Origin of the sequence: Gelidibacter gilvus (assembly GCF_004115975.1) — a bacterium.
GTDB classification, from domain to species: domain Bacteria; phylum Bacteroidota; class Bacteroidia; order Flavobacteriales; family Flavobacteriaceae; genus Gelidibacter; species Gelidibacter gilvus.
The window spans coordinates 116898-143352 of sequence record NZ_SDDZ01000003.1 but is presented as its reverse complement, the minus strand read 5'-3'; the positions used below and the strand labels follow the sequence as shown (position 1 = coordinate 143352).

Below are 26455 nucleotides of genomic sequence, written 5' to 3'. Positions count from 1 at the left end.
GCGTTACTTCTTTTTTGTGGTTGTTTTTTTCTTGGTCGCTTTTTTGGCAACTTTCTTTTTAGGTGCATTGGCTTCAATCATTGCCTGTACACTTGCCAAGGTTAATTTAGTTACATCAACAGTTTTTGCCAATTCTATTTTAGTTTTACCTTTAATGATGTTATGTCGGCCCCAACGCGCTTTTTCTACGCGAATACCTTCATCTTCCCAATTATGGATAACCTTGTCTATTTCCTTTTGAATTTTATCTTCTATCAATTGTACGATATCCTCGTCGGACAAGTTGTCCCAATCGTATTTTTTGTTGACGTTAATAAACATGTCGTTCCATTTAATAAATGGTCCAAAACGTCCTTTACCTTTCTGTACAGGTAAATCATCATACATATATATAGGAGCGTCTGCTTTTTCTTTTTCCTTAATTAAGTCAATCGCCACATCAAGTTCTACATTCAAGGCTTCCATTCCTTTAGGAAGTGAAACAAAATTATCTCCATATTTAACGTAAGGTCCATAGCGGCCATTGTTTACTTCAACCGTTTCTCCTTTATATTCACCCAAAGTTTTTGGAAGCTGGAAGAGATCCATAGCTTCTTCATAAGTGATGTTGTTCAGTTGTTGGTCAGGAGACAAACTTGCAAATAAGGGTTTATCTTCATCGTCAACGGTTCCTATTTGTACCATGGGACCAAATTTACCCAAACGCACACTTACCTGACGACCTGTTTTAGGATCTTTGCCCAAGATACGTTCACCAGATTCACGCTCAGCATTTTCTTGCACGTCTTGAACCTGCGGATGGAAGTCTTTGTAAAAATCCTTCATCATTTTAGTCCAATCTTCCTTTCCTTCGGCAATTTCGTCAAAATCGGCCTCCATTTTCGCAGTAAAGTTGTAGTCCAGGATGCTTTCAAAATGATTGACCAAAAAGTCAGTAACAATCATCCCAATATCGGTGGGTACCAATCTTCCTTTATCCGCACCGACTTTCTCCGTCAGTTCTTTATCCTTTACTTTCCCACTCTTCAGGGTCAATTGGATATAATTACGTTCGACACCATCTCCAGAACCTTTTTCAACATAATTTCTATTCTGAATGGTTGAAATAGTCGGCGCATAAGTAGATGGACGCCCAATGCCCAATTCCTCCAATTGCTTCACCAAAGACGCTTCAGTATATCTATAAGGAGGTCTTGTGTAACGCTCAGTAGCGGTAATATAAGAGTTGAGAAGGGTTTCATTGGTTTTCATTGCTGGCAACATTCCATCCTGTTCAGAATCTTCATCATCAGTCCCCTCTAAATAAACTTTCAAAAAACCATCAAAAGTGATGACTTCTCCATTGGCACTAAATATTTCCTTATGGGTTGAAGCACTTATTTTAACGTTGGTACGCTCCAATTCTGCTTCACTCATTTGCGAGGCGATGGCACGTTTCCAAATCAAATCATAAAGTCGTGCCTGATCCCTATCTATATCTACGGTATGTACTGAGAAATCTGTAGGTCTAATGGCCTCATGCGCTTCTTGTGCACCTTTTGATTTTCCTTTGTAATTACGTGGTTTACTATACTTAGACCCAAAAGCTTCCTTGATCTCTTCTTGAGCGCCTTTACGTGCCTCATCAGATAGATTGACACTATCCGTTCTCATATAAGTAATCAAACCCGCTTCGTACAATCGTTGCGCCATAGTCATGGTTTTTAAAACCGAAAAATAGAGCTTACGCGACGCCTCTTGTTGTAAGGTAGAGGTTGTAAATGGTGCGGCTGGGGATTTTTTTGCTGGTTTTTTATCTAATTCAGCTACTTTGAAAGCTGCTGATGCATTAGATTCTAAAAATTTATAGGCTTCTTCCTTAGTAGCAAAATTTTTAGGAAGCTTTGCTTTGAAGCTCTGCCCTTCTTCATTGGAAAATTCAGCATCAATTCTATAAGAGGCTTCCGGATTGAATTCTTGAATATCTCTTTCTCGTTCTACAATAAGTCTCACTGCAACAGACTGTACGCGACCGGCAGAAAGCCCGCCCTTCACTTTACGCCATAATACAGGTGATAACTCATAACCTACAATCCTATCCAATACGCGGCGTGCCTGTTGTGCATCTACCAAATTATAATCAATATCACGTGGATTTTCAATAGCTTTAAGGATGGCCGTTTTTGTGATTTCGTGAAAAACAATCCGTTTGGTTTTTGCTTTATCCAGTTTTAAGGTTTCGGCCAAATGCCAAGCAATAGCTTCACCCTCGCGATCCTCATCACTAGCCAACCACACCATCTCGGCGCCTTTTGCTAAATCCTTCAGTTTTTTTACAACTGCTTTTTTATCTTTTGAAACTTCATATCTCGGTTTAAAATCGCCATCAACATCAACGCCCAGCTCATTTGAAGGTAAATCGGCAATATGTCCAAAACTGGACTCTACCTTAAACTCCTTTCCTAAAAATTTCTCAATAGTTTTAGCCTTCGCAGGGGACTCGACAATTACTAAGTTCTTCGCCATATTAATTTTTTTGTGGCTACAAATGTATATGAAAAATAATTATTCAACCTACTTAAAAAAATTTAACCCTATTTATCTGCTGTTAAACGAGAAGTAAACGAACAAAAAAAGCCTGAAGATTCAGGCTTTTTAAAATATAACTATGCTTTCTACTTTAATGAATAGGTACTCAACAGTTGCAATTCGTTATCGGTATATTGATATTGATACATGACGCCGTTACCAATCATTAATAAACTATTATTTAAAGGAATGACATCTTTAGCGTGAACATCAGTGAAAGTCTGTATTATCTGCATTGCTAACGGGTTGGTTTTATCAAACACTTTTAATCCTGAAGTGCCATCACAAACAAACAGGCTGTTATTCTTAAAACCTAAACCATACGGATTATCCATAGCATGTCTGGCAGATAAGGTTGGCTTTGATTTATCAGAAATATCGATCACTTCAAGTACACTCTCCAATTGTCCGCAGGCATTTCCGCCTCGTAAAGTAAGATAAGCGTAATTACCATCTACAACAACAGGGTCACAGCTTTCCCAATGGGTAAATTGAGACACGTAACTCGGGCTAGCCGGATTTTCTATACTGTAGATATACATACCATTGGTACCACCTAAATAAAGGTAACCGTCTATATAAAACATGGTTTCTATGTTCCATCCAGAAGGTTGTACAGTTTCCAAAACGGGCGTAGACAACTGAGAGATGTTAAAAATTGACATATTGTATGAGCCCACTGTATATAAATAATCTTGAACAATCTGAAAACGTGCCAATGAGCCTCCTACTCCTACATTGGAACTTTCAGAGGAAGCTAAATTTGAATTTGAAAAAGCAGCATCATTAAAAACCAATTCATTGTTGCGAGTAATTTCTCGGCGTTCTTGTACAATTTTCCAGCCTACCACAATATTATTATCAAAGTCATAATTATTGAAGTCAACATATTCAGCTTCATTGGGAATTCCGTAATCATAAACTGAAAACACATCTTCTAGGCGTTCAATAAATTTAATGCTCGCAATATTTGAAAGATCAAAAACAAGTAAATCCGTGGCACTGTCAGCGTAGAGATAATTATTCTTGATGGACATATCCTCATTACCTGGAATTTTCAAATATGAAATGGTTTGAGGTGCTTTTGGATTTGAATTATCAATGACATGGATCCCGATATCTTTATCAGAAATAAAGATATAATCGTCATAGGCATAAATTTTACCCGCTTCAACTATTGGCTTTGCCGATTGTATCTCGACTGAATTTCTAAATTCAGTTTTGGACATCATCTCGGGAATGGCAACATTGATCATTTCATAGTCATTGTCATCATCTTGACATGACCAAAGACAAACAAAGGCGAAAACAAGAAGTAGCTGTTTCATAGTTGATGGTTTTTATAGAGTAGATGCAAAACCTTTAGAAAGGTTGCGTTAAAAGAACTCTCTCTCACCTATTCTATCTAACTCACTCAAATCATCAAATCCAATCGCGCCCTTATAAATAAAATAAATAGGATGAAACATGAATGGTGCTAAAAACAAACCTCCAAGTCCGCAGGTTACAAAACTTAAAACCATGATTGCGGCATAGGAAATCACAAACAAGCCAAAAGTCAACAACCACTTTTTATTTCCCAATCTAAAGCCGGAACTAACGATGTCGCCGATGGACCATTCCGGATTAAATGCAAAAATTATCGAAAAGAAGGATAGTGGCACCATCACATAAATCAAAGGTAAGTAGAAGAATAAAGCGGCAGGGATGGCTATTAAAACAACAACCAGCATTAACAACACAATTTTACCAAAATACTGGCCTTTCATGAAATAAAACAAATCAGAAGTTTTTACTTCACGACCTTCATCCAAGCTTCTTAAAATTCTATAGAAAGCAGCATTAAGTGCCATTTGAATGGCCGCGATAACCAAAACACCAACTAAAAAGAGAAGCATGTAGATCATAGAAAATCCAGCAAAAAGTCCGTCCATGGCATTCGGATCCATAGATCCCGATTCTGCTTGATTCATGACCATGAGAACAAATGGCACATATAATATGATCATAAAAGGCAAAATTAAAATAAACACAAACAATTGCATCAAAAAACCTTGAAGCCAACTCTTTTTAAACAGTTCAATAGATTGGCTGAAAATAGTTCCAAAATCCAAATCCTTTGCATTGGCTACTTTCGACTGAAATTCTGATGCTGTCATTTCTTAAATCTTTAGTTGATTAAAATCAAAGAAACCATAATTTTTTAACATAATCAAAACATTTTTATACACTGTCACTTTGTCACAATCATTAAAATAATCTTATCTTTGCAGCTGTCTTTTTACATAGACAAAAACCCAACAACAGACGTTTCAAGATACTCATGGAGAAAATAATTGACGAAAGCCTGCAAGGAAAAAGTCTTGTACTCGAACAAAAAAAAGAGAATACCCGTAAACTTTTCATTGAAAGTTATGGCTGCGCCATGAATTTTAGTGACAGTGAAATTGTTGCCGCTATCCTGCTTAAGGAAGGTTATAATACAACGCAAAAGTTAGAAGATGCTGATCTGGTTCTGGTAAACACCTGTTCTATTAGAGACAAAGCTGAACAGACGGTTCGTAAAAGACTGGAAAAATACAATGCCGTAAAGCGTATCAATCCAAAAATGAAAGTTGGTGTTTTAGGTTGTATGGCAGAACGCCTGAAAAGCAAATTACTTGAAGAAGAAAAAATTGTGGATCTGGTTGTTGGTCCTGACGCCTATAAAGACCTTCCCAACTTATTGGCAGAAGTTGAAGATGGCCGAGATGCCATCAACGTGCTTTTAAGTAAAGATGAAACCTATGGTGATATTTCACCGGTAAGATTAAATAGCAATGGTGTTTCTGCGTATGTTTCCATCACTCGTGGGTGCGATAATATGTGTACATTTTGTGTGGTGCCATTTACCCGCGGACGAGAACGCAGTCGTGATCCACAAAGTATTTTAGAAGAAGTCAATGATCTTTGGAGCAAAGGTTATAAAGAAATCACCTTGTTGGGCCAAAACGTGGATAGCTATTTATGGTATGGCGGTGGATTGAAGAAAGATTTCGAAAAAGCTAGCGACATTCAGAAAGCAACAGCTGTCAGTTTTTCTAATTTATTGGAATTATGTGCGAAAGCGCAACCCAAAATGCGCATACGCTTCTCAACATCCAACCCACAAGATCTAACCTTGGATGTGATTGAAACCATGGCGAAGTATAAAAATATTTGTGACCATATTCATTTACCAGTTCAAAGTGGCAGCAATCGGATTTTAAAGGAAATGAATCGATTGCACACCCGTGAAGAATATTTTGAGCTCATCGACAATATTAGACGCATCCTTCCTACCTGCTCAATTTCTCAAGATATGATATCAGGATTTCCTTCAGAAACCGAGGAGGATCATCAGGACACCCTAAGTTTAATGGAATATGTAAAATATAATTTCGGATATATGTTTACCTATTCAGAACGTCCAGGCACTTTAGCAGAACGCAAAATGGAAGATGATGTTCCGGAAGAGGTCAAAAAACGACGTTTGGATGATATTGTGCAATTGCAAAGACAACATAGCGAATTCAGGACCAAAGCTTATTTGAATACCACTGTGGAAGTTTTGATAGAACGCGAGTCAAAAAAATCTGATAACGAATGGTCCGGAAGGACCTCACAAAATGTTGTGGCCGTTTTCCCCAAAGAACATTATAAAATTGGCGATTTGGTAAATGTCACTATTACAGATTGTACCAGTGCCACATTGATTGGGGAAGCCATTGATTATGCGACCAACTAATAGGGTGAGCCTTTCATATGTAGCCATGCAACAAAATTTCACTTTCTTAATTCATAACTCTTAAATTTCAAATGGAATCAATTCAAGCTATAAAACAACGTTTTGGAATTATTGGGAATGACCCAAAACTCAACCGATCCATAGAAAAAGCAATTCAGGTTGCGCCAACGGATATTTCAGTGTTGGTCACTGGAGAAAGTGGCGTTGGTAAGGAGAGCATTCCTAAAATCATACATCAATTATCACATCGTAAACATGGTAAGTACATTGCAGTCAACTGTGGAGCGATACCTGAAGGCACCATAGACAGTGAGCTTTTTGGTCATGAAAAAGGTGCTTTTACAGGAGCAACAAACACCCGTGAAGGCTATTTTGAAGTGGCCGATGGCGGTACTATCTTTTTGGATGAAGTAGGCGAACTTCCATTGACCACGCAAGTCCGTTTACTCCGGGTATTAGAGAATGGCGAATTCATAAAAGTAGGCTCCAGTAAGGTTCAAAAAACAGATGTCAGGATTGTAGCTGCAACCAACGTCAATATGTTTGAAGCAATCAAAAAAGAAAAATTTCGTGAAGACCTTTACTATAGATTGAGTACCATAGACATCCATTTGCCTCCTTTACGTGAGCGAAAGGAGGACATTCATTTATTGTTTCGAAAATTCGCTAGTGATTTTGCACTTAAATATAAGATGCCAACCATTAAATTAACGGATGATGCCGTAGAGGTCCTAGTGAAACATAGATGGAATGGAAATATTAGGCAGTTGCGCAATGCGGCTGAGCAAATTTCAGTTTTAGAACATACCAGAACCATTAGTGCCGCAACCTTAAAAGGATATTTGCCTAGTCAAGGAGACAATCTTCCTGCAGTCATCAGAACCTCAAAAAGTGAGAGCGATTTCAGCAGTGAGCGCGAAATTCTCTACAAAGTATTATTTGATATGAAGAGTGATTTGAACGACTTGAAGAAACTCACTATGGAACTTATGAAAAATGAGAATGCCCATGAGGTGCAAAAGAAAAATGAGGGCTTGATTCAAAAGATTTATGGCGATGAAGAAGCAGAAGATTACGAAGACACAATTGAGGATATGGAAGTGCTTTCCATTCCTGAAAAAATGAGTCAGCTATCAGATGCCATTGATGAATCAAATGATAAGTATCATTTTGCCGAAGAAGTTGAAGAGGAAGAAACATTATCTTTACACGACAAGGAGCTGGAATTGATTAAAAAGTCATTGGAACGTCATCAAGGAAAACGTAAATTGGCAGCCGCTGAACTTGGCATTAGCGAGCGTACCTTATATAGAAAAATCAAACAATTCGATTTATAATCCAATTTTATTCAACAAAAGCATACGTGAGAAAGTTTAAAATTTTAGTCCTCATTTTTAGTATTGGCCTGTTTTCTGGCTGTGGATATTATTCATTTACGGGAATCTCATTACCCGCAGGAACCACAACCTATCAGGTTAATTATTTTCAAAATGATGCACCCTTAATAGAACCAGGGTTAGAACGCACCTTTACAAATTCATTGGCCGATTTAATTCAGAATCAAACCAGTTTACAATTGGTGACTTCTGGTGGAGACATCACTTATGAAGGTGAAATAACAGAATACCGTATTTCTCCAACAACAGCCACCGCCGATAATACCGCTGCCCAAAACCGTTTGACCATTGGTGTAAGACTGCGTTTTTACGACAAAAATAATCCTGATGATGATTTGAATCAGCAGTTTTCATTCTTTTATGATTACCCAGGGCAAGCACAACTGGTTGGCGCACAAAAAGACGCCGCGATCGCTGAGATTTTTGAAAGAATTACACAAGATATTTTAAATGCCACGCTTGGCAAATGGTAATTATATAACGTGAACAAACAGGAATTTACATATCTTCTCACCCACCCGGAGCAATTGACCGCTTCTCAAACCACAACCGTAGGTGAGATTGTTGCACATTATCCTTATTTCCAGCCTGCAAGAGCCTTGCATTTAAAAGGTTTAAAATCTAAGGAAAGTTTTAAATACAATCAAGAGCTTAGAATTACTGCAGCCTACACAACTGACCGAAGTGTTTTATTTGATTTTATAACTTCGGAGGAGTTCAACCAAAACGAAATTTCAAAACTGATCAAACAAAACACAGAACTCCTTAAAGGCATTGAAGTTAAAGATGCCGATGATATTTCTGTGAATAAAAGCGTATTGATTGATGACGCCCTAAAACAACATATTAAAGACAGTGAAGGCGTATTGGATCCTGAATTATTTCAGCAAAAAACACCGTTTCAGACCGTACCTAAATTGGAAACAACAGTTCCTATCATTGATGTGGATGTCCAGAACATTCAACCATCGCCTGAAGAGCAATTGAATATTGGTAAACCTTTAGAATTTGATAGAAGCGAAACTCATTCATTTACGCAGTGGTTAAAAATGACCAGTTTCAAGCCTATTGAAAGAACGCCTGAAGAAACAATCACAAAACCAGAAACGCAATCCCAAGCGCCTAGTAAGAAGCAAAAACCAGAATCTGCACTCGAAAGAAATTTTGATTTAATAGACAAGTTTATCACTGCCAATCCAAAGATCTCTCCTATTAAACAGGCTGCTCCTTCGATTAATCTGGCACAAACCAAGTTAGTTCAGAGTGACAGCCTGATGACAGAGACCTTGGCTCGTATTTATTTAGAACAGAAAAATTATGAGAAAGCAATTCAATCTTATAAAATTTTAATTTTGAAATATCCAGAAAAAAGTGGTTTCTTTGCAGACCAAATAAAAGCGGTAAAACAATTACAAGAAAATAATACCAAATAGCACATGAGTACTTTTACAATATTTTTAGTTCTTATCATCATCGTTTCTTTCTTATTGGTGGTTGTCATCATGGTACAAAACCCAAAAGGAGGCGGATTGTCTTCATCATTTGGTGGCGGAGGCACACAACAATTAGGTGGTGTTAAAAAAACAACAGACTTTTTAGATAAAAGCACCTGGATTTTAGCAACTGTGCTATTGGCATTGATCTTAGTATCAAATATTGCTATAGATGGTGCTACTGGTACAACAGAATCTAAAGCTTTGGACGTTGATGCAGCAACAAGTATTCCTGCACCAACAAAACCTGCTACAGATAATGCGGTTACGCCACTTGACACAACGAACAACTAAAACAGTTCAATTTCAAATAATCAAAATGCCAACAAAATTTGTTGGCATTTTTTTGTTACTGAAACTTTGTCAGTTAACTACCCGTGGCACATTTTTCGCAACTATCTAATTTCATTAAACAAATTCAATTAACCCGTCATGCTTCGGCATGACTAAAACAAAAACATACAACTATGGGATTAAACATTAAGCCATTGGCAGACCGTGTTCTTATTGAACCAGTAGAAGCTGAAACGAAAACTGCTTCAGGAATTATTATTCCAGACAACGCGAAAGAAAAACCTCAAAAAGGTAAAGTTGTTGCCGTTGGTGCAGGTACCAAAAAAAATCCAATGACTGTAAAAGTTGGTGAAACCGTTCTTTACGGAAAATATGCAGGAACGGAACTAAAACTTGAAGGCAAAGATTACTTGATCATGCGTGAAAGTGATGTTCTTGCGATCATCTAAAAATTAAGTCATTTCCGCGAAGGCGGAAATCTCATTAACATTAATCTATACAAATCCAAAGATTCCCACCTTCGTGGGAATGACAAAATAAAATTTTTCATTATGGCAAAACACATATTATTTGATATTGAAGCTCGCGACGGAATTAGACGTGGGGTGGATGCATTGGCAAACGCAGTAAAAGTAACTTTAGGGCCTAAAGGACGTAACGTTATTATTGGCAAATCTTTTGGCGCACCTCAAGTGACCAAGGATGGCGTAACCGTTGCAAAAGAAATAGAATTAGAAGACGCTCTCGAAAACATGGGTGCGCAAATGGTAAAGGAAGTTGCTTCTAGAACCAATGATTTAGCAGGTGATGGTACTACAACAGCTACCGTTTTGGCACAAGCCATCGTCAAAGAAGGATTGAGAAACGTTGCTGCAGGTGCAAATCCTATGGATTTGAAACGTGGTATTGACAAAGCGGTTGCCGCTATTGTTGCAGATCTTGAAAAACAAACCAAGCAAGTAGGCAATTCATCAGAAATGATCAAGCAAGTAGCTTCTATTTCTGCTAACAACGACGATACTATTGGCGAATTGGTAGCTAAAGCGTTCAATAAAGTTGGCAAAGAAGGCGTCATCACTGTTGAAGAAGCTAAAGGACTGGAAACTTATGTAGATGTTGTTGAAGGCATGCAGTTTGACAGAGGTTACCTCTCTCCTTATTTTGTTACGGATGCTGACAAAATGATTGCCGATTTAGAAAATCCTTATGTTTTATTATTTGATAAAAAGATTTCAAATCTTCAAGAGATCCTTCCAATTTTGGAGCCAGTAGCACAATCTGGTCGTCCATTATTGATTATTGCTGAAGACGTTGAGGGTCAAGCCTTAGCTACTTTAGTAGTAAACAAATTACGTGGTGGATTAAAAATTGCTGCCGTTAAAGCTCCAGGTTTTGGTGACAGACGTAAAGCAATGTTAGAAGATATTGCTATCTTAACTGGTGGTGTGGTGATTTCAGAAGAAAGAGGTTTCTCTCTTGAAAATGCTGACTTAACCATGTTAGGTTCTGCAGAAACCATTACTATCGATAAAGATAATACGACCATTGTAAATGGCTCAGGAAAAGCTGAAGATATTAAAGCTCGCGTTAGCCAAATAAAAGCGCAAATTGAGACGACAACGTCTGATTATGACAAAGAGAAACTTCAAGAGCGTTTGGCTAAATTAGCTGGCGGTGTTGCTGTACTTTATGTAGGTGCTGCAAGTGAAGTTGAAATGAAAGAGAAAAAAGACCGTGTTGATGATGCTTTACATGCAACGAGAGCTGCTGTTGAAGAAGGTATTGTAGCCGGTGGTGGTGTTGCCCTTGTAAGAGCAAAAGCAGTATTGGAGAAACTGACTACCGCAAACTTGGATGAAACTACAGGTGTTCAAATTGTAGCGCGTGCCATTGAAGCACCTTTACGTACCATTGTTGAAAACGCTGGTGGCGAAGGTAGTGTTGTGGTTGCAAAAGTTATGGAAGGCAAGAAAGACTTCGGTTTTGATGCTAAAACAGAAACTTATGTAGACATGCTGAAAGCTGGAATTATTGATCCTAAGAAAGTAACACGTATCGCATTGGAAAATGCAGCTTCAGTTGCTGGAATGATCCTTACTACAGAATGTGCATTGGTAGATGTCAAAGAAGAAGGTAATTCAATGCCAATGGGTGGCGGTGGAATGCCAGGAATGATGTAAAATTCAAATCCTTAAAAAGATTTCTTTAAAAAACGCCTCAAAATTTTTGAGGCGTTTTTGTTTTATCAGAATTAAGCCCTTACAAAAAACGGATTCTTTTCAAAAGTTACGCTTAAGAAGGTCTAAATAAAACGATCTCCATTTTTTATTCTGTAGTTTAAGATGCATTTATTCTAGGTCGACATATCTACAAGCTTCCAAAGATGCCACTATGGCGCATTTTTATCTTTAACATTTTAGTTCTGGAGATTTCTTATTTCATTTTCAAGGCTCTTATCACTCCAATTACAATCAAGGTATCATTTGGTGGATTAACAAAATAAAACCTGATGTGAATATTAAATCCGTTACAACGGTTATGAAATCAGAATGAGATGAGATGAGATGAGCAAAGAAGAAAAATCTGAAATAGCCAATTATATTATTGTAGTGGCAGATAGTATGACGCGTACTCGAGGATAATTTTATATCGATTTAGGTTTACACTTTTTAAACCTGGAGAGTTCTGATGAGAAAACACCTAATAAAAGCAATTTTGAGAGCACAACAATTTTAATTATAAGGTCTAATGACAAAAGCCAGATAGTTTGCTATCTGGCTTTTTTATGGCACTTTCGCACCCAAAATATATCTGCTATTTAAGGGTAAATCATTGTTTATCGTCCTTATGATCATCTCTTACAGCCTCATCCCTATACAAGCAACAGGTGTGTAATTTATGGTAAGCCTCATCTGTGGCTTTGATCTCTTTGGTGTCATGACCGGCTTCAGCAATACTTTGCTGTATGTCTTTCAAACTGGTTTTGCGTTCATCAAAGATCAATTTTAATTCGTGGGTATTGACGTCCCAATTGGCAACTTTTACTCCTTTGGCTTTAATAGCCGCTTTTTCGATACGTTCTTTACACATATTACATACACCGTCCACTTCAATGGTGGCTTTGGCATTTTTATTCTGAGCAAAGGTTACGGTTCCAACCAATAATGCTAATGCTAATACTATTTTTTTCATAATCTTTTGTTTTGCATTCCCACAAAGGTAGGAATCTGTTAGTTTTCTATTCCTTCGAAGGAAGGAATCTGTTAATTGAAATTTTGTTTCTTGTTTTTCTTTTTTGCCACGAATACACGAATAACTTTTAAAAGTGATTGGCGTGTTCTTGGGTTTTCAATTATTTAGTTTATACACGAGGTTCCTGCCTTCGCAGGAACTTGGCTATTTAATTTTAAACCGCAACCCCGCATAATACATACTTCCAAAGATTGGGCCATAAACAAATGTGGTATCAAAATTTGCTCCAAACGGATCATCTGCTCCCAAAATTGGATTGTTCTGTCTCACATTGGTCATATTTTCTCCGCCTAGATATACTTCAAATTTCTCAGAAAACACTTTGGTAATTTGAGCGTTCAAGGTACCAACTGTTGGTGTGTAATCTGGTAATTGGTATTGAATAGGGTTAGCTGCGGTTGATGAAAATCTTTGTTCACCCAACCAATTATAAGTGACATCAAATTTCCAATGCGAAAAACTTTCATTCTTTTTTGTTTCATAAGACATGTTTGCAAAAACACGGTGTTTAGGTGTTAATGGCTTTTCCAACTTTCCTGAATGATATTGCGTCTTGATATCATAGAATTTATAAGCCGTTCTAAAATCAAATCCTTCAAAAACGTTATAATTCAATTCCACCTGAAAACTGTTGGCATAACTTTCGCCCTCAAGATTATAGAAATTCAATTCCTGCGTATTTTCATAATCGACCACAATTTGATTCTGAAAATCAGTTCTATAATAATCAAATATAATGTCAGCCTTATTTCCAAAGAGATTAAAACCCTGCAAAAATGAAACACCGTAATTCCATGCAATTTCTGGATCAAGACCATAGGCTCCTTTTAAGCTGCCCAAAGGTGCAGAACCATCAATTAAGATCGTTCTTAAGGTCGCAAAAATATTCTGGTTTTCGGCAAAGATGCTAGCGCTACGCTTACCACGTCCAAAAGAAGCTCTTAATGCCGATTTTTCCCATGGTGTATAACGTGCATGTACTCTAGGCGTGACAAAGGTTCCGAGCACATTATGCCTGTCAACTCTAACACCCGCAGTTAAATTCAAATCTTCAAGATTATCAAAATTGTATTCAAAAAAAGCACCAACTGAACTTTCGGTACGTTCAAAATTTTCAGTGATGACCAACTCGTCGTAATGATCATAGGTATAACTTACGCCCGTTTTTATTTTATGTCTTGAATCACTGATGATTGAATTATATATCCCGTTGAGATACAAACTATTGTGTAAAATATCATAGGGGTTCAAACCAAAATAGGAATTCTGTTTATGACTGCTAAAAGCAGATTGAAAACCAATGCTTTGCCAAGGAATATTAGGATTTACATATCCTGATTTTACAGAAACATCAAATCTTCTGGTATCGATTTCACTTCCCCAGGCATTTGTCGTCAACTTATCTGTATCAGGATTAAAATTTAGCTGTCCGGTTTGTTTTGAATCGTCCAAATAGCTGAAGTTGATAAAACTTACAAAACCTTTTTCAGGATTTGTATATTGCCAGCGATTCATAAAATTTATTTGTTTATATATGGGCATATCCATAAAACCATCGTCATTAACATCATGTTTCTTATCGTGCATATTTCCATGGAGATATAAACCCGTGCTCCATTTCTCACTGACTTTAGTGTTTAGGTGCACGTTAGCTTCCATGCGCTCACTACTGGCACCATAAAGGTTGACGAAGAGCTTATTATCTGTTGTAGGTTTAACGAGTTCTGTATTGATTTGCCCAGCAATACTTTCAAAACCATTGACCACACTTCCAGCTCCTTTGGTAATTTGGATGCTTTCCACCCAAGTCCCTGGCGTAAAACTCAAACCATAAGCTTGAGATGCACCACGGATTGTAGGAATGTTTTCTGCCGTTATCAAAATATACGGACTGGTCAATCCCAGCATTTTTATCTGTCGGGTACCAGTCACGGCATCTGCAAAATTAACATCAATGGACGGATTGGTCTCAAAACTCTCTGAAAGGTTACAACAAGCTGCTTTCAGCAGTTCATCACTACTCACAAAAGAAACGTTAGCAGATTGCATATAGGATTTAGAAGTGGCTTGCTTGCGAGAGGTGACGGTAATTTCATCCAATTCGCTAGTGGATTTTAGTGCATGTTTGATATATTTTGGAGAACTAATGGTTAAGGTATCCGTTTTATAGCCCACGTAACTAATAACCAATTTTGTGTATTGTTTTTGGTAAGGAATACTGAATTTTCCATCTATATCTGTCGTCGCTCCAATAGTAGAGTCCAACCAGTACACATTGGCACCTGGGAGCGGGATGGTATTTTTCTGGTCAGTGATTTCAACAATAATTCCTTCAATTCTTTCTTGTGAGAACAGAAGTATTGGCAGGAACATGAAGGTATAAAGTATGTTTTTCATTTAGAAATTGATAGTATTGTTTTAATCTTAAGCCTCCTTTTTATTTGGACAAATCAACACAGTAAAAAGACACTCCGAAACAAATCTGAAAGTTCACAGAAGTTGAGAATGCAGTACGTAGCCGTAAAAATAAAAGGTTAATAAGCCTAAGATAAAATGTCATTTTTAAAATATTTGATATCACAATTCATAGAATAGTGCGTATAAGAACGCATATTACTAGATTTAAAATTGAAGAATCAAATGATAAAAACTTGGTCTAAAACCTGTATATCGGTGACCAGATTGGGTGGAGAATAACCTTTATGTGGAATGACCTGCTCGGGCAAACCTTCAAAAAGATTGAGATAAGAATAATATAGGGTTGTAAGAAAAACTTGTTGATCGAAGGACAAGTCGTCAAAAGTTGCTTTTTTGAGATTATCCTGACCTTTGACAACTGCGATTTCCTCTTTACAGCACGATTTTTTTTCAACGGCGGTTATAGCCGTAGCATCCATGTCACAACAACTATCAACTTTAGAGAAAATTGCAACATCAATCAAAGTGTCTCCACAATAATGCTTTTCCATAGTAAATGAAATAGTCGACAACAGCACCAAAAATGCCATTGCTATAGAAAAAGTTTTATGGATACTTTCTTTATTCATCGTCGCGAAATTACAAAAAATTGTGTTTATCTCAGCAAATTAGAAAAGCATTAACTCTTTTTAGATTTCAATTGGTGATAGTAGAATGCAGGCAGCAATAACAATAATAACAATGGCTGAATTAGAAACCGTCTGATATTGAAAAAGATGTAATAATCTTCTTGCTTTGGATTAACCACAAAATACAAGAAGAATGCTAATAGAATAAAGAATGAAACGGTATAGATAAGCGCAGAAAATTTGACCACACTCCTATCCTTAAAGAAAATATAAATGATTGCTAATGAAAATACTGAATTGAGAAAATATCTGAGCGCTGTAAACAAGGTGAGTTTTAAAACCTCACGGCGCGGATTATCTATATAAAGGTAATCATTCTTAAAAAAAGTCAAATAAGGATCGTAAAACAATTCGTTTTCAAAGGCGCGTATCAGGATCAACAACCCGAAAAGCACCAAAAGCCCGATCATTTTTACAACGTTACTCATCTGACGCGGTTAAATTTGAAAACCTATTGACCCAAAACATCCAGAGCAAAAAGACCATCCCATATATGATCAACGGAAAGATCACGGTATGCAACTCTTCCCTTCGCCATGGGTAATGATATAAACCTATCGATAAAATCACAATTCTAAAGAGATTCACCACATAAATAAGTACGCTACCTGCTAATATATAGAAAAATGTAGTTTTGAACTTTCCTGCAAATGCGATAATAAAAGAGATAAATAAAATAATAACGCTAATAGAATTACAACCTTCGACCACACGTGCCAAATACTTACCGTTAATGATTAGCTTCATTGAAGGCTCGTCAGGATGTTTTTCTATTTGAGAATCATAACCAAAAGCATGTAACAGCTCATCACTTTGTTTGGCCACCAAATTGGTGAAATAATCGGGATAATACTCTGAACCGTCAGAATAATCTAAATACAACATATACGCAAAAGTCAACACGCCATAAACCGCAAGAAATGTCAAGATAAATTTAATGACCGATTTATATTTTATGATCAATTCCTTCAAGAATTCAAGTTTTTGTTTAGGTTGTTAAAAATATATAAAAAGCCGAATGATGCGGCACATTTTGAATACTTTTACCAAAACTTTTGAACAATGACTTTAGACCAACTTAAACCGCAAATAATTACCATAGTTTCTGATACCAATAAAACTGTTGATGAACGTCTGCTATCCATCTGTGAAGTTCTTGAATCGAACGTCCCTTATTATAACTGGGTTGGATTTTACTTTACGAACGGTGACAAGAAAGAATTAAAACTAGGCCCTTATGTTGGTGCACCAACTGATCATACGATTATTCCTTTTGGCAAAGGGATTTGCGGACAAGTGGCGGTGAGCAATCAAAATTTTGTCGTTCCAGATGTCTCTGCACAGGATAATTATATTGCCTGTAGCATTACGGTAAAGGCAGAAATTGTAGTTCCTATTTTTGTGAATGGCAAAAACATTGGTCAGATTGACATTGATTCAAATACGATAGATCCGTTTACTGAAGCAGATGAACGCTTTTTGGAGTTTGTATGTGCTCAAGTGGCTACTGTCCTATCATAAATACCGATCTAAAAACTCCAAATACCAAATTCCAATAGATAAGGCATAATCTGTTGGAATTTGGCATTTATTTATTTATTCCATTTTGTCACCTACATTCCTGTACGAATCGCTTCAACAGGATCCAACCGTGATGCAGAAATAGCAGGAATTACGCCAGAAATCAATCCGATGATGGTAGATAGAATAAACCCTAAAAACATATTTCCTGCGGAAAGGACAAACTCGAAATCGCCCGTAAATTGCGAGGCGATCAAAGATCCAATCCATACAAAAAACAGTCCAACGAGTCCACCAATGACCGCTAAAATGACCGCTTCAAATAAAAACTGAAACAAAATAAATCGGTTTTTGGCTCCTAGCGACTTTTGTATTCCAATTAGGTTTGTACGTTCCTTCACGCTCACAAACATGATATTTGCAATCCCAAAACCACCAACCAATAAAGAAAAGCCACTGATGATCCACCCCATAATATTCATCATTCCGATAATTCCGTCAATGGCATCAGTAAAACCAGACATTTTATTTACAAAAAAGTTATCCGGCTCTCCAGCTTTTAAGCCTCTATAAACTCTAAATCGTTGCTTTAAAATCCCTTCAAAGGCACCCATATCGACGCCTTTTTCTGGTTTAATAATCACTGCTCCAGGAATACCGTCCCCCCCACCAGTTTGAAAACGTCTGACAAAGTTGGCAGGCACATAACCTTTATCATCAGGGCTTCCGCCCATACCCGCACCCATTTTCTTTATGACACCGATGACCGTTAATCTCCGACCGTAGACTCTAATTTGCTTTCCGATAGGGTTTGATTTTCCAAATAAATTTTCAGCTATGGAATGCCCCAAAACAATAACAGGAGCGCCATTAATCGATTCTGATTCTGTATAAAAGCGACCCTCTTCAATTTTTATGTTTTCAATCTCATAAATTTCATTGGATACCGGAGTGATATCAACTCCAGATATGGTTTCTGCGCCATATCTGACCGTTTGGGGACTTCCAAAAATAACATAGGCCGAAGCTGCAATGTCTGGCACATTTCGTCTAATAAAATCGAAATCGCCGTATTCCGTTTGAGGAAAATTATCGCGTTGCCACCGTGGAACATCAGTTGGCCCAAAGGAAAACTTGGTTAAATACATGGTGTTTTTATCCAATCCTGAGAGTTGATCTTGGATGTTTCTGTCTAAAGAATCCACCGCCGCCAAAACTGCAATAATGGAGAAAATGCCAATAGTGACCCCCAATAAGGATAAAAACGTGCGAAGTTTATTATTGGTAAGCGCGTTAATGGCAAATGAAAAACTCTCTTTAAATAACCGTAAGTAAAGCAGCATCTATTTTTTTGATGTTTTAAAACGATTTAAAGATAAGGTGTTTTTCTGCAAAAATATTTTTTCAATTGAAAAATAATTACGTTAAAGATATCCGTTCTCAAAATCTATTGACAAGGTATTAAAACATTTCGCAGATGGCGAAGACGCAGAGAGCATTATTATATAATAACTACTCATGTAAAAAAACCTCTATCTAAGAGAAATTGGATAAAACCCAAACTAGTTTTTCTTATCCATTGGGATTTGGAATTTATAATTCTTGAGATTTCAACTGCAATTTACATTCCCGTTCTTATAGCCTCCACCGGATCTAATTTTGATGCAGAAATAGCAGGAATCACTCCAGAGACCAACCCTATAATGGAAGATAACATAAAACCTAAGAACATATTACCAGCTGAAAGAACGAACTCGAAATCGCCTGTAAATTGAGAAGCAATCAAAGAAACTACCCACACAAAGAAAAGACCAATAAGACCACCAATAACTGCTAAAATCACAGCTTCAAACAAAAACTGAAACAAGATAAATCGGTTTTTGGCTCCTAAAGACTTTTGAATACCAATCAAATTTGTACGTTCCTTTACGCTAACGAACATGATATTTGCAATACCAAAACCACCAACTAACAGTGAAAAACCACTGATGATCCATCCCATCAGGTTCATGGAACCAATAATGGCGTCAATTTGATCAGTTTGACCAGACATTTTGTTGACAAAAAAGTTATCAGGATCTCCTGCTTTTAATCCTCTATATGCCCTGAATTTCTGTTTTAAAACACCCTCAAAAGCACCTATATCTATACCTTTTTCGGGCTTGATCATTATAGCTCCCGGAATACCATTAATGCCACCACTTTGAAAACGCCTGACAAAGTTAGCCGGCACATAAGCACTGTCATCTGAATTGCCAGCAAGACCTCCCATTTTTTTAATCACCCCAATCACTGTCAATTTGCGACCATAAGCCCTGATTTGCTTTCCTAAAGGATTGACATTCCCAAATAAATTTTCTGCAACTGAATAACCCAAAACAATTACAGGAGCACCGTTGATGGATTCGGGTTCTGTATAAAAACGCCCCTCTTCTATTTTTATATTATCAATATCATAAATTCCATTCGATGCTGGACTAATATTGACTCCAGAAATGGTTTCCGATTCATACTTGACCGTTTGGGGACTTCCAAAAATAAGATAAGCCGAGGCTGCTATGTCCGGCACATTTCGTCTTATAAAATCAAAATCATTAGAATCTGTTTGTGGAAAATTATCACGCTGCCATCTGGGAACGTCGGTTGTTAAAAATGAAAATTTTGTCAAGTACATGGTGTTTTTATCCAATCCGGAAAGTTGATCCTGGATATTTCTATCCAACGAATCTACCGCAGCCAAAACCGCAATAATGGAAAAAATGCCAATAGTAACTCCCAACAATGACAAAAACGTACGCAACTTATTGTTGGTAAGTGCATTTATGGCAAATGAAAAACTTTCTTTAAATAAACGTAAGTAAAGTAACATCTAAATTTTGTGGTTTTAGGATGATTTTAAGGATAGGACGTTTTTAACAATTTTTTGTTACAAAAAACTGAAATAAACTATCTACGGCAGCCTCAAATTGTCTTCAATAATATGTACTTTTGCGCTTTAAAAAATAGCATTTCATTAAATTTCGATTATTCCATAGCATTCATTGCCAAATGATGCCAAACCAAACACAAACACCATGCACAACAAAACCATTTCATCTGCTTTAATTTCTGTTTTCAGTAAAGACGGATTAGAACCAATTGTAAAAGAATTAAACCAGTTAGGCGTTACGATTTACTCTACTGGAGGCACTGAAAAATTCATCAAAGATTTAGGCATTAGCGTCATTGCTGTAGAAGATGTGACCTCCTACCCTTCCATCTTGGGCGGACGTGTCAAAACTTTGCATCCAAAAGTTTTTGGAGGCATTTTGAACCGTCAAAATAACACTCAAGACGTGGCGGAATTGGCTGAGTTTTCAATCCCACAAATTGATTTGGTGATTGTGGATCTATATCCCTTTGAAAAAACAGTGGCTTCTGACTCAAGCCATGAAGATATCATCGAAAAAATTGATATTGGAGGAATTTCTTTAATTAGAGCTGCAGCCAAAAACTATTCGGATGTGGTTTGTGTCTCTTCTGTTGACGATTACAGTGAGTTTTTGGAAATTTTAAAATCTAAAAAAGGTGAAACATCAGATGAAGACAGAAAACGTTTTGCTGCTAAGGCTTTCAATGTGTCTTCACATTACGACACTGCAATTTTTAATTATTTCAACAAAAATCAAGAGGAAACTGTTTTAAAAATCAGCGAAACCAACGGAAAAGTGTTGCGATATGGAGAAAACCCTCATCAAAAAGGATTTTTCTTTGGAAATTTTGAAGCCATGTTCACCCAACTTCATGGCAAGGAATTAAGTTATAACAATCTGTTAGATGTTGATGCTGCAGTTAATTTGATGAATGAATTTAAAGGCGAATCACCAACCTTTGCCATTTTGAAACATAACAATGCTTGCGGATTTGCACAAAGAGACACATTACGCCAAGCGTATGTGGATGCTTTGGCAGGCGATCCTGTATCGGCATTTGGCGGAGTTTTAATTGCAAACACTGAAATAGATAAGACAACAGCCGAAGAAATCCACAGTTTATTCTGTGAAGTGGTCATAGCGCCAAGCTTTTCTGCGGAAGCGAAAGAAATTTTAGAGGGCAAGAAAAACAGAATCCTTTTAATTCAAAAAGAGGTAGAACTTCCACAAACATCTGTGAGAACTTGCTTGAACGGCGTTTTAGTGCAGGACAAGGACAATAAAACAGATGCTTTATCAGATTTAAGCTATACCACCAACAATAAACCCTCACAAAACGAGTTAGATGATTTGATCTTTGCTTCAAAGATTTGCAAGCATACCAAATCGAACACTATTGTCTTGGCAAAAAACAAGCAATTATTTGCCAGTGGAACTGGGCAAACCAGCCGTGTGGACGCCCTCAATCAAGCCATTCATAAAGCACAGTCTTTTAATTTTGATTTGAAAGGAGCCGTTATGGCAAGTGATGCGTTTTTTCCGTTTCCCGACTGCGTGGAAATCGCAAAAGATGCAGGTATTACGGCGGTAATTCAGCCAGGAGGATCAATTAAGGATGAATTGAGCATTGATTATTGTAATGCAAATAACGTGGCTATGGTATTTACCGGGACACGTCATTTTAAGCACTAAATAAAATTGAGGCAGAAAGTTATTTTAAGCATCCGCGAATAGGATTAAATACGTATGTAATATAACCTTTGTTATTTATGAAGTTTTATTACATTTACAACAATATCAACAAACAAACTAATATCAACCTAAATAATCAACAATACGCATGGGATTTTTTGATTTCTTAACAGAAGAAATAGCCATAGATTTAGGAACCGCAAACACCTTAATTATCCACAACGATAAAGTAGTTGTAGATAGCCCCTCAATAGTTGCAAGAGACCGAATTTCAGGAAAAATAATTGCCGTTGGAAAAGAAGCCAGCATGATGCAAGGTAAAACGCATGAAAACATCAAAACAATAAGACCGTTAAAAGATGGAGTTATTGCCGATTTTGATGCGTCTGAACAAATGATCAATTTGTTTATAAAAAACATTCCTGCGTTAAAGAAGAAATTTTTCTCACCTGCTTTACGTATGGTGGTCTGTATTCCTTCAGGAATAACCGAAGTAGAGATGCGTGCCGTAAAAGAATCTTGTGAACGCGTTAACGGGAAAGAAGTTTATTTAATCCATGAGCCAATGGCAGCAGCTATTGGGATTGGTATTGACATCATGCAACCAAAAGGGAACATGATTGTGGATATAGGCGGAGGTACTACAGAAATAGCCGTGATTGCTTTAGGCGGAATTGTATGCGACAAATCAGTTAAAGTTGCTGGTGATGTGTTTACAAACGACATTGTATATTATATGCGTACACAGCACAATTTATATGTGGGTGAGCGCACCGCAGAAAAAATCAAAATACAAATTGGTGCAGCAACCGAAGATTTGGAATTACCACCAGAAGAAATGAGCGTTCAAGGACGTGACCTTTTAACTGGAAAACCTAAACAAGTTCAAATTTCTTACCGAGAGATTGCAAAAGCACTTGACAAATCCATTTTACGTATTGAAGATTCTGTCATGGAAACCTTATCTCAAACACCGCCAGAATTGGCTGCAGATATTTACAATACCGGAATTTATCTTGCTGGTGGAGGATCTATGCTTAGAGGCTTGGACAAACGTTTGTCCCAAAAAACAGATTTACCTGTGTATATTGCTGAAGATCCTTTAAGAGCAGTTGTTAGAGGAACGGGAATTGTATTAAAAAACCTTCCTAAATTCAAAAGTATATTGATAAAATAGTAAATCTAAATGCAACAAATCATAAACTTTGTCCTTAGGAACAAAACTTTTCTTGTCTTTTTGTTGCTTTTGGGACTGTCACTTTTTTTTACAATTCAATCGCACTCTTATCACAAAAGTAAGTTCATTAACTCTTCTAATGTGGTAACGGGTACCGTTTATAAAACGGCAAACGGTATTGGTCAATACTTCAACTTAATTAAGGAAAACGAGGCGTTGTTGGAAGAAAACCGCATGTTAAAATCCATAGTCCACAACTTAGATGTGGATACTATGAAAAACAACCTCAGAGACAGCCTTAGATTGAATGCGCATTTCAAGTTTAGAACTGCTGATGTTTATAAAAACAGTTATTCGCAATCCACCAACTATTTGACCATAAACAAAGGAAGAAAAGATAGCATTAAAGTTGATTACGGTGTGATAACTTCCCAAGGGATTGTTGGTATTATAGAGAACACCTCGCAGAATTTTTCTTCGGTATTGTCGATTCTAAACACGCGTAGCCGGATCAATGCACAATTAAAAAAGACCAATCATATTGGCTCTTTAGTCTGGGATACGGAATCCTCAGAATTTGCACAACTCGTTGACATTTCAAAATTTGCACCGGTAGCTATTGGCGACACCATTATTACCGGTGGTCAATCCACCATTTTCCCCAAGGGCATTTTAATTGGTACAGTTAACTCCTATAAAATTGACGGCGGTGGCGATTCGTACATTGTGAACGTCAAATTATTTAATGATATGACCAATATTGGCCATGTTTATGTGATTGAAAATTTGCAAGCCGCCGAAATAAAATCGCTACAAAAACCGAAAGATGACTAAGGTAACCCTAACATTGGCCGCAAGGTTTATCATTTTGGTTTTGGTTCAAGTATTGATCTTTAACCACATCGATTTTATGGGGTATATCAATCCGTATATTTATATCCTATTTATCATCATATTCCCGGCAAACAATAACCGGACGTTATTTGTTTTCTTGGCATTTTTACTGGGTTTTTGTGTGGACGTATTTTCTGATTCGGGAGGTGTCCATGCTGCGGCTTGCGTTACTTTGGCATATATAAGACCGGTGTTTTTGAAGTTTTCCTTTGGAACGGTTTACGACTATCAATCCATAAAGTTCAATCAAATAGATTTTGGCAGCAAATTGATCTATTTTTCGGCTCTGGTTTTCATCCATCATCTGATTATGTATTCCTTAGAAATTTTTAACATTTCTAAAGTAATTTTAATAGTTCAAAAAACGTTATTCTCAGGGATTTTCACTATTATACTTTGTTTGATTATTACAATCCTTTTTAGCCAAAAATGTAAATGAGAAAATTACTACTCCTTTCAACTATAGCTTTTGTAGGTTTGGTCTTTATTGCGCGCTTGTTTTATCTGCAAGTGTATAATGAAGATCCCTACAGCTTATTAGATGATAACGCCATCCGAAAGGTTTATGACTATCCTAAACGAGGCTATATTTATGACAGAAATGGCAAATTATTGGTAGCTAACCAACCATCCTATGATGTGATGTTTATTCCTAGGGAAGTAAAGCCATTGGATACTTTAGAACTATGCAATCTTTTAAAAATTACCAAGGAGGATTTTATTAACTTCTACGATAAGGCCTATCGTTATTCCCCACGATTGCCTTCTGTTTTTATTCCGCAACTTTCAAGAATGGAATATGCCGTTCTACAGGAAAAAATCCGGAAATATGAAGGATTTTATATTCAAAAACGCTCATTAAGAGATTACCAAACGACCATTGGAGCCAATGTTTTGGGAGATATTGGAGAAGTCAATAATTATATCATTGAAAACGATCCCTATTACAAAAGTGGTGATTTAATTGGTAAACAAGGTGTTGAATTGTCCTATGAGGAGGTCTTACGAGGTGTAAAAGGAATAAAATTCACCCAAAAAGACCGATTCAATAGAGATATTGGCGCTTATAAAGATGGTATTTATGACACTTTGCCGGAACCCGGAAAAGATATTACGATAACCATTGATTCTGAACTTCAGGAATACGGTGAACTTTTAATGCGACATAAACATGGCGGTATTATTGCCATAGAACCAAGTTCAGGTGAAATAATTGCTATGGTCTCGGCTCCTTCTTACAATCCAAATTTATTGGTTGGACGACAACGTTCTCGAAATTTCACGAAGCTTTACAACGATACCATTGCAAAACCATTATTCGATAGAAGTCTAAAAGCACAATATCCTCCTGGATCTCCTTTTAAAGTGTTAAGTGCTTTGATAGGTCTCCAGGAAAAAGTAGTGACCACTCAGGATCAATTCACCTGTAGACACGGATACTATCTTGGCAACAGACGCTTGACAGGATGTCATAGCCATGCAAGTCCCTTGTCAATGAACCAAGGTATCGCACAATCTTGCAACGCTTATTTTGTTAACGTGTATAGACGTATTATAGATAAATACCCCAAACCAGCTGAAGGAATGGATGTTTGGAGCAACCACGTTAAAAGTTTTGGACTTGGTGACTATTTAGGATATGATCTTAAGATTGGAAACAAAGGACGTATTCCAGATGGCGATTTCTATGATAAGTGGTATGGAGCAAACCGATGGTCTTCTACCTACAATATTTCTAATGCCATTGGCCAAGGTGAAGTTGAGACTACACCTATCCAATTAGCAAATATGGTGGCCGCCATCAGCAATAGAGGTTTTTATTACACACCTCATATCATAAAAAACATTGAAGGAGAAAAAATAGACGAAAAATACACCACCCCTAATTACACCACCATCGATAAAGAGAATTTTGAACCGGTGGTGCAGGGCATGTTTGACGTTTACAACGGAGGAACGGCTTATAGTCTGCGCGTACCTGGGATTGATATCTGTGGTAAAACCGGTACTGCTGAAAATTTTATGAGGATAGATGGTAAACGCACACAATTGACGGATCATTCCATTTTTGTTGCTTTTGCACCTAAGGACAATCCAAAAATTGCCATTGCTGTTTTTGTCGAAAACGGGTATTGGGGCAGTCGATTTGCAGGTCGGATTGCAAGTTTAATGATAGAAAAATATATCAAAGGAGAGGTGACAATGACCTCTATGGAGAATTGGATTCTCACACACAGTTTGGAAAACGAATACGCAAAACCGTATTCAGGAAAAGAATTTGGCATTAACAGGCAATCCGCATTGCAGGTCATTGACAAAATAACCAAAGACACGGTTGTAAATCCTTTAAGTACACGAACATCACCGTTTAAGTAAGAATAA

General features: G+C 37.1%; 23 protein-coding genes. 13 read left to right on the top strand and 10 right to left on the bottom strand.

From position 1 onward, the window contains the following. Positions 1–3 precede the first annotated feature (3 nt). The 3 genes from topA to ESZ48_RS07045 form a co-directional block, all read right to left on the bottom strand. Positions 4–2505: a type I DNA topoisomerase gene (gene topA / locus ESZ48_RS07055; protein ID WP_129016636.1), complete on the bottom strand. Its 2502-nt coding sequence runs from the start codon at positions 2503–2505 to the stop codon at positions 4–6. A gap of 149 nt (positions 2506–2654) precedes the next feature. Next, positions 2655–3896 (bottom strand): LVIVD repeat-containing protein, encoded by a 1242-nt coding sequence (locus ESZ48_RS07050; protein ID WP_129016635.1) that lies wholly within the window; start codon positions 3894–3896, stop codon positions 2655–2657. A 48-nt stretch (positions 3897–3944) separates the two neighbouring features. Next, positions 3945–4727, bottom strand: a complete 783-nt coding sequence (locus ESZ48_RS07045; protein ID WP_129016634.1) for a hypothetical protein — start codon at positions 4725–4727, stop codon at positions 3945–3947. 164 nt (positions 4728–4891) lie between these two features. Here ESZ48_RS07045 and miaB point away from each other — a divergent pair, with 164 nt between their 5' ends. The 7 genes from miaB (at position 4892) to groL (ending at position 11698) form a co-directional block, all read left to right on the top strand. Then, the gene (gene miaB / locus ESZ48_RS07040) at positions 4892–6334 is read left to right on the top strand and encodes a tRNA (N6-isopentenyl adenosine(37)-C2)-methylthiotransferase MiaB (RefSeq protein ID WP_129016633.1); all 1443 of its coding nucleotides are present in this window, start codon (positions 4892–4894) and stop codon (positions 6332–6334) included. A 71-nt stretch (positions 6335–6405) separates the two neighbouring features. Continuing rightward, positions 6406–7671 (top strand): sigma-54 interaction domain-containing protein, encoded by a 1266-nt coding sequence (locus ESZ48_RS07035; RefSeq protein ID WP_129016632.1) that lies wholly within the window; start codon positions 6406–6408, stop codon positions 7669–7671. 26 nt (positions 7672–7697) lie between these two features. Continuing rightward, a complete protein-coding gene (gene lptE / locus ESZ48_RS07030; protein ID WP_129016631.1) occupies positions 7698–8204 on the top strand; it encodes an LPS assembly lipoprotein LptE in 507 nt (168 codons plus the stop codon). 9 nt (positions 8205–8213) lie between these two features. Continuing rightward, complete coding sequence (locus ESZ48_RS07025) at positions 8214–9164, top strand: tetratricopeptide repeat protein (RefSeq protein ID WP_129016630.1); 951 nt, start codon at positions 8214–8216, stop codon at positions 9162–9164. A 3-nt stretch (positions 9165–9167) separates the two neighbouring features. Continuing rightward, positions 9168–9518, top strand: a complete 351-nt coding sequence (gene secG / locus ESZ48_RS07020; protein WP_129016629.1) for a preprotein translocase subunit SecG — start codon at positions 9168–9170, stop codon at positions 9516–9518. A gap of 173 nt (positions 9519–9691) precedes the next feature. Then, the gene (gene groES / locus ESZ48_RS07015; RefSeq protein WP_129016628.1) at positions 9692–9967 is read left to right on the top strand and encodes a co-chaperone GroES; all 276 of its coding nucleotides are present in this window, start codon (positions 9692–9694) and stop codon (positions 9965–9967) included. 102 nt (positions 9968–10069) lie between these two features. Continuing rightward, positions 10070–11698: a chaperonin GroEL gene (gene groL, locus ESZ48_RS07010; RefSeq protein WP_129016627.1), complete on the top strand. Its 1629-nt coding sequence runs from the start codon at positions 10070–10072 to the stop codon at positions 11696–11698. 649 nt (positions 11699–12347) lie between these two features. Here groL and ESZ48_RS07000 read toward each other — a convergent pair. From ESZ48_RS07000 to xrtF, 5 genes are all read right to left on the bottom strand, one after another. Then, positions 12348–12710, bottom strand: a complete 363-nt coding sequence (locus ESZ48_RS07000; protein ID WP_129016626.1) for a heavy-metal-associated domain-containing protein — start codon at positions 12708–12710, stop codon at positions 12348–12350. 204 nt (positions 12711–12914) lie between these two features. Continuing rightward, complete coding sequence (locus tag ESZ48_RS06995) at positions 12915–15167, bottom strand: TonB-dependent receptor plug domain-containing protein (protein ID WP_129016625.1); 2253 nt, start codon at positions 15165–15167, stop codon at positions 12915–12917. A 239-nt stretch (positions 15168–15406) separates the two neighbouring features. Beyond that, complete coding sequence (locus ESZ48_RS06990; RefSeq protein ID WP_223266384.1) at positions 15407–15817, bottom strand: HYC_CC_PP family protein; 411 nt, start codon at positions 15815–15817, stop codon at positions 15407–15409. 50 nt (positions 15818–15867) lie between these two features. Further along, positions 15868–16305, bottom strand: a complete 438-nt coding sequence (locus ESZ48_RS06985; RefSeq protein ID WP_129016624.1) for an exosortase F system-associated membrane protein — start codon at positions 16303–16305, stop codon at positions 15868–15870. Next, positions 16298–16849: an exosortase family protein XrtF gene (gene xrtF / locus ESZ48_RS06980; RefSeq protein WP_129016623.1), complete on the bottom strand. Its 552-nt coding sequence runs from the start codon at positions 16847–16849 to the stop codon at positions 16298–16300. The genes ESZ48_RS06985 and xrtF overlap by 8 nt, the downstream gene beginning before the upstream one ends. Before the next feature lie 90 nt (positions 16850–16939). On the opposite strand from xrtF, the gene ESZ48_RS06975 reads away from it, so the two are divergent. After that, a complete protein-coding gene (locus ESZ48_RS06975; protein WP_129016622.1) occupies positions 16940–17398 on the top strand; it encodes a GAF domain-containing protein in 459 nt (152 codons plus the stop codon). 92 nt (positions 17399–17490) lie between these two features. Here ESZ48_RS06975 and ESZ48_RS06970 read toward each other — a convergent pair whose 3' ends face one another. Continuing rightward, on the bottom strand, positions 17491–18741 hold the full coding sequence (locus ESZ48_RS06970) for an ABC transporter permease (protein WP_129016621.1): 1251 nt from the start codon (positions 18739–18741) through the stop codon (positions 17491–17493). Positions 18742–19019: 278 nt separating this feature from the next. Further along, positions 19020–20267 carry an ABC transporter permease gene (locus tag ESZ48_RS06965; protein WP_129016620.1) on the bottom strand — a complete coding sequence of 416 codons (1248 nt, stop codon included), beginning with the start codon at positions 20265–20267 and terminating at the stop codon, positions 19020–19022. A gap of 205 nt (positions 20268–20472) precedes the next feature. Here ESZ48_RS06965 and purH point away from each other — a divergent pair, with 205 nt between their 5' ends. The 5 genes from purH to mrdA all read left to right on the top strand — a co-directional run bounded on the left by purH (position 20473) and on the right by mrdA (position 26449). Then, positions 20473–22002 (top strand): bifunctional phosphoribosylaminoimidazolecarboxamide formyltransferase/IMP cyclohydrolase, encoded by a 1530-nt coding sequence (gene purH, locus ESZ48_RS06960; protein WP_129016619.1) that lies wholly within the window; start codon positions 20473–20475, stop codon positions 22000–22002. A 148-nt stretch (positions 22003–22150) separates the two neighbouring features. Further along, the gene (locus tag ESZ48_RS06955; RefSeq protein ID WP_129016618.1) at positions 22151–23179 is read left to right on the top strand and encodes a rod shape-determining protein; all 1029 of its coding nucleotides are present in this window, start codon (positions 22151–22153) and stop codon (positions 23177–23179) included. A 9-nt stretch (positions 23180–23188) separates the two neighbouring features. After that, complete coding sequence (gene mreC, locus ESZ48_RS06950; RefSeq protein ID WP_129016617.1) at positions 23189–24013, top strand: rod shape-determining protein MreC; 825 nt, start codon at positions 23189–23191, stop codon at positions 24011–24013. Further along, a complete protein-coding gene (locus ESZ48_RS06945) occupies positions 24006–24512 on the top strand; it encodes a rod shape-determining protein MreD (RefSeq protein WP_129016616.1) in 507 nt (168 codons plus the stop codon). Before mreC ends, ESZ48_RS06945 begins: the two co-directional genes overlap by 8 nt. Then, positions 24509–26449 carry a penicillin-binding protein 2 gene (gene mrdA, locus ESZ48_RS06940; RefSeq protein WP_129016615.1) on the top strand — a complete coding sequence of 647 codons (1941 nt, stop codon included), beginning with the start codon at positions 24509–24511 and terminating at the stop codon, positions 26447–26449. Before ESZ48_RS06945 ends, mrdA begins: the two co-directional genes overlap by 4 nt. The last annotated feature ends 6 nt before the right edge of the window (positions 26450–26455 follow it).

What these genes read in the sequence shown, in the direction of transcription:
- ESZ48_RS07035 (WP_129016632.1), top strand. Translation starts at nt 6,406, where the DNA reads ATGGAATCAATTCAAGCTATAAAACAACGTTTTGGAATTATTGGGAAT.
- mrdA (WP_129016615.1), top strand. Translation starts at nt 24,509, where the DNA reads ATGAGAAAATTACTACTCCTTTCAACTATAGCTTTTGTAGGTTTGGTC.
- ESZ48_RS06990 (WP_223266384.1), bottom strand. Translation starts at nt 15,817, where the DNA reads ATGAATAAAGAAAGTATCCATAAAACTTTTTCTATAGCAATGGCATTT.
- ESZ48_RS06995 (WP_129016625.1), bottom strand. Translation starts at nt 15,167, where the DNA reads ATGAAAAACATACTTTATACCTTCATGTTCCTGCCAATACTTCTGTTC.
- ESZ48_RS06955 (WP_129016618.1), top strand. Translation starts at nt 22,151, where the DNA reads ATGGGATTTTTTGATTTCTTAACAGAAGAAATAGCCATAGATTTAGGA.
- ESZ48_RS07050 (WP_129016635.1), bottom strand. Translation starts at nt 3,896, where the DNA reads ATGAAACAGCTACTTCTTGTTTTCGCCTTTGTTTGTCTTTGGTCATGT.
- groL (WP_129016627.1), top strand. Translation starts at nt 10,070, where the DNA reads ATGGCAAAACACATATTATTTGATATTGAAGCTCGCGACGGAATTAGA.
- ESZ48_RS07000 (WP_129016626.1), bottom strand. Translation starts at nt 12,710, where the DNA reads ATGAAAAAAATAGTATTAGCATTAGCATTATTGGTTGGAACCGTAACC.
- groES (WP_129016628.1), top strand. Translation starts at nt 9,692, where the DNA reads ATGGGATTAAACATTAAGCCATTGGCAGACCGTGTTCTTATTGAACCA.
- secG (WP_129016629.1), top strand. Translation starts at nt 9,168, where the DNA reads ATGAGTACTTTTACAATATTTTTAGTTCTTATCATCATCGTTTCTTTC.
- mreC (WP_129016617.1), top strand. Translation starts at nt 23,189, where the DNA reads ATGCAACAAATCATAAACTTTGTCCTTAGGAACAAAACTTTTCTTGTC.
- miaB (WP_129016633.1), top strand. Translation starts at nt 4,892, where the DNA reads ATGGAGAAAATAATTGACGAAAGCCTGCAAGGAAAAAGTCTTGTACTC.
- purH (WP_129016619.1), top strand. Translation starts at nt 20,473, where the DNA reads ATGCACAACAAAACCATTTCATCTGCTTTAATTTCTGTTTTCAGTAAA.
- topA (WP_129016636.1), bottom strand. Translation starts at nt 2,505, where the DNA reads ATGGCGAAGAACTTAGTAATTGTCGAGTCCCCTGCGAAGGCTAAAACT.
- ESZ48_RS06985 (WP_129016624.1), bottom strand. Translation starts at nt 16,305, where the DNA reads ATGAGTAACGTTGTAAAAATGATCGGGCTTTTGGTGCTTTTCGGGTTG.
- ESZ48_RS06970 (WP_129016621.1), bottom strand. Translation starts at nt 18,741, where the DNA reads ATGCTGCTTTACTTACGGTTATTTAAAGAGAGTTTTTCATTTGCCATT.
- ESZ48_RS06975 (WP_129016622.1), top strand. Translation starts at nt 16,940, where the DNA reads ATGACTTTAGACCAACTTAAACCGCAAATAATTACCATAGTTTCTGAT.
- ESZ48_RS06965 (WP_129016620.1), bottom strand. Translation starts at nt 20,267, where the DNA reads ATGTTACTTTACTTACGTTTATTTAAAGAAAGTTTTTCATTTGCCATA.
- ESZ48_RS06945 (WP_129016616.1), top strand. Translation starts at nt 24,006, where the DNA reads ATGACTAAGGTAACCCTAACATTGGCCGCAAGGTTTATCATTTTGGTT.
- ESZ48_RS07045 (WP_129016634.1), bottom strand. Translation starts at nt 4,727, where the DNA reads ATGACAGCATCAGAATTTCAGTCGAAAGTAGCCAATGCAAAGGATTTG.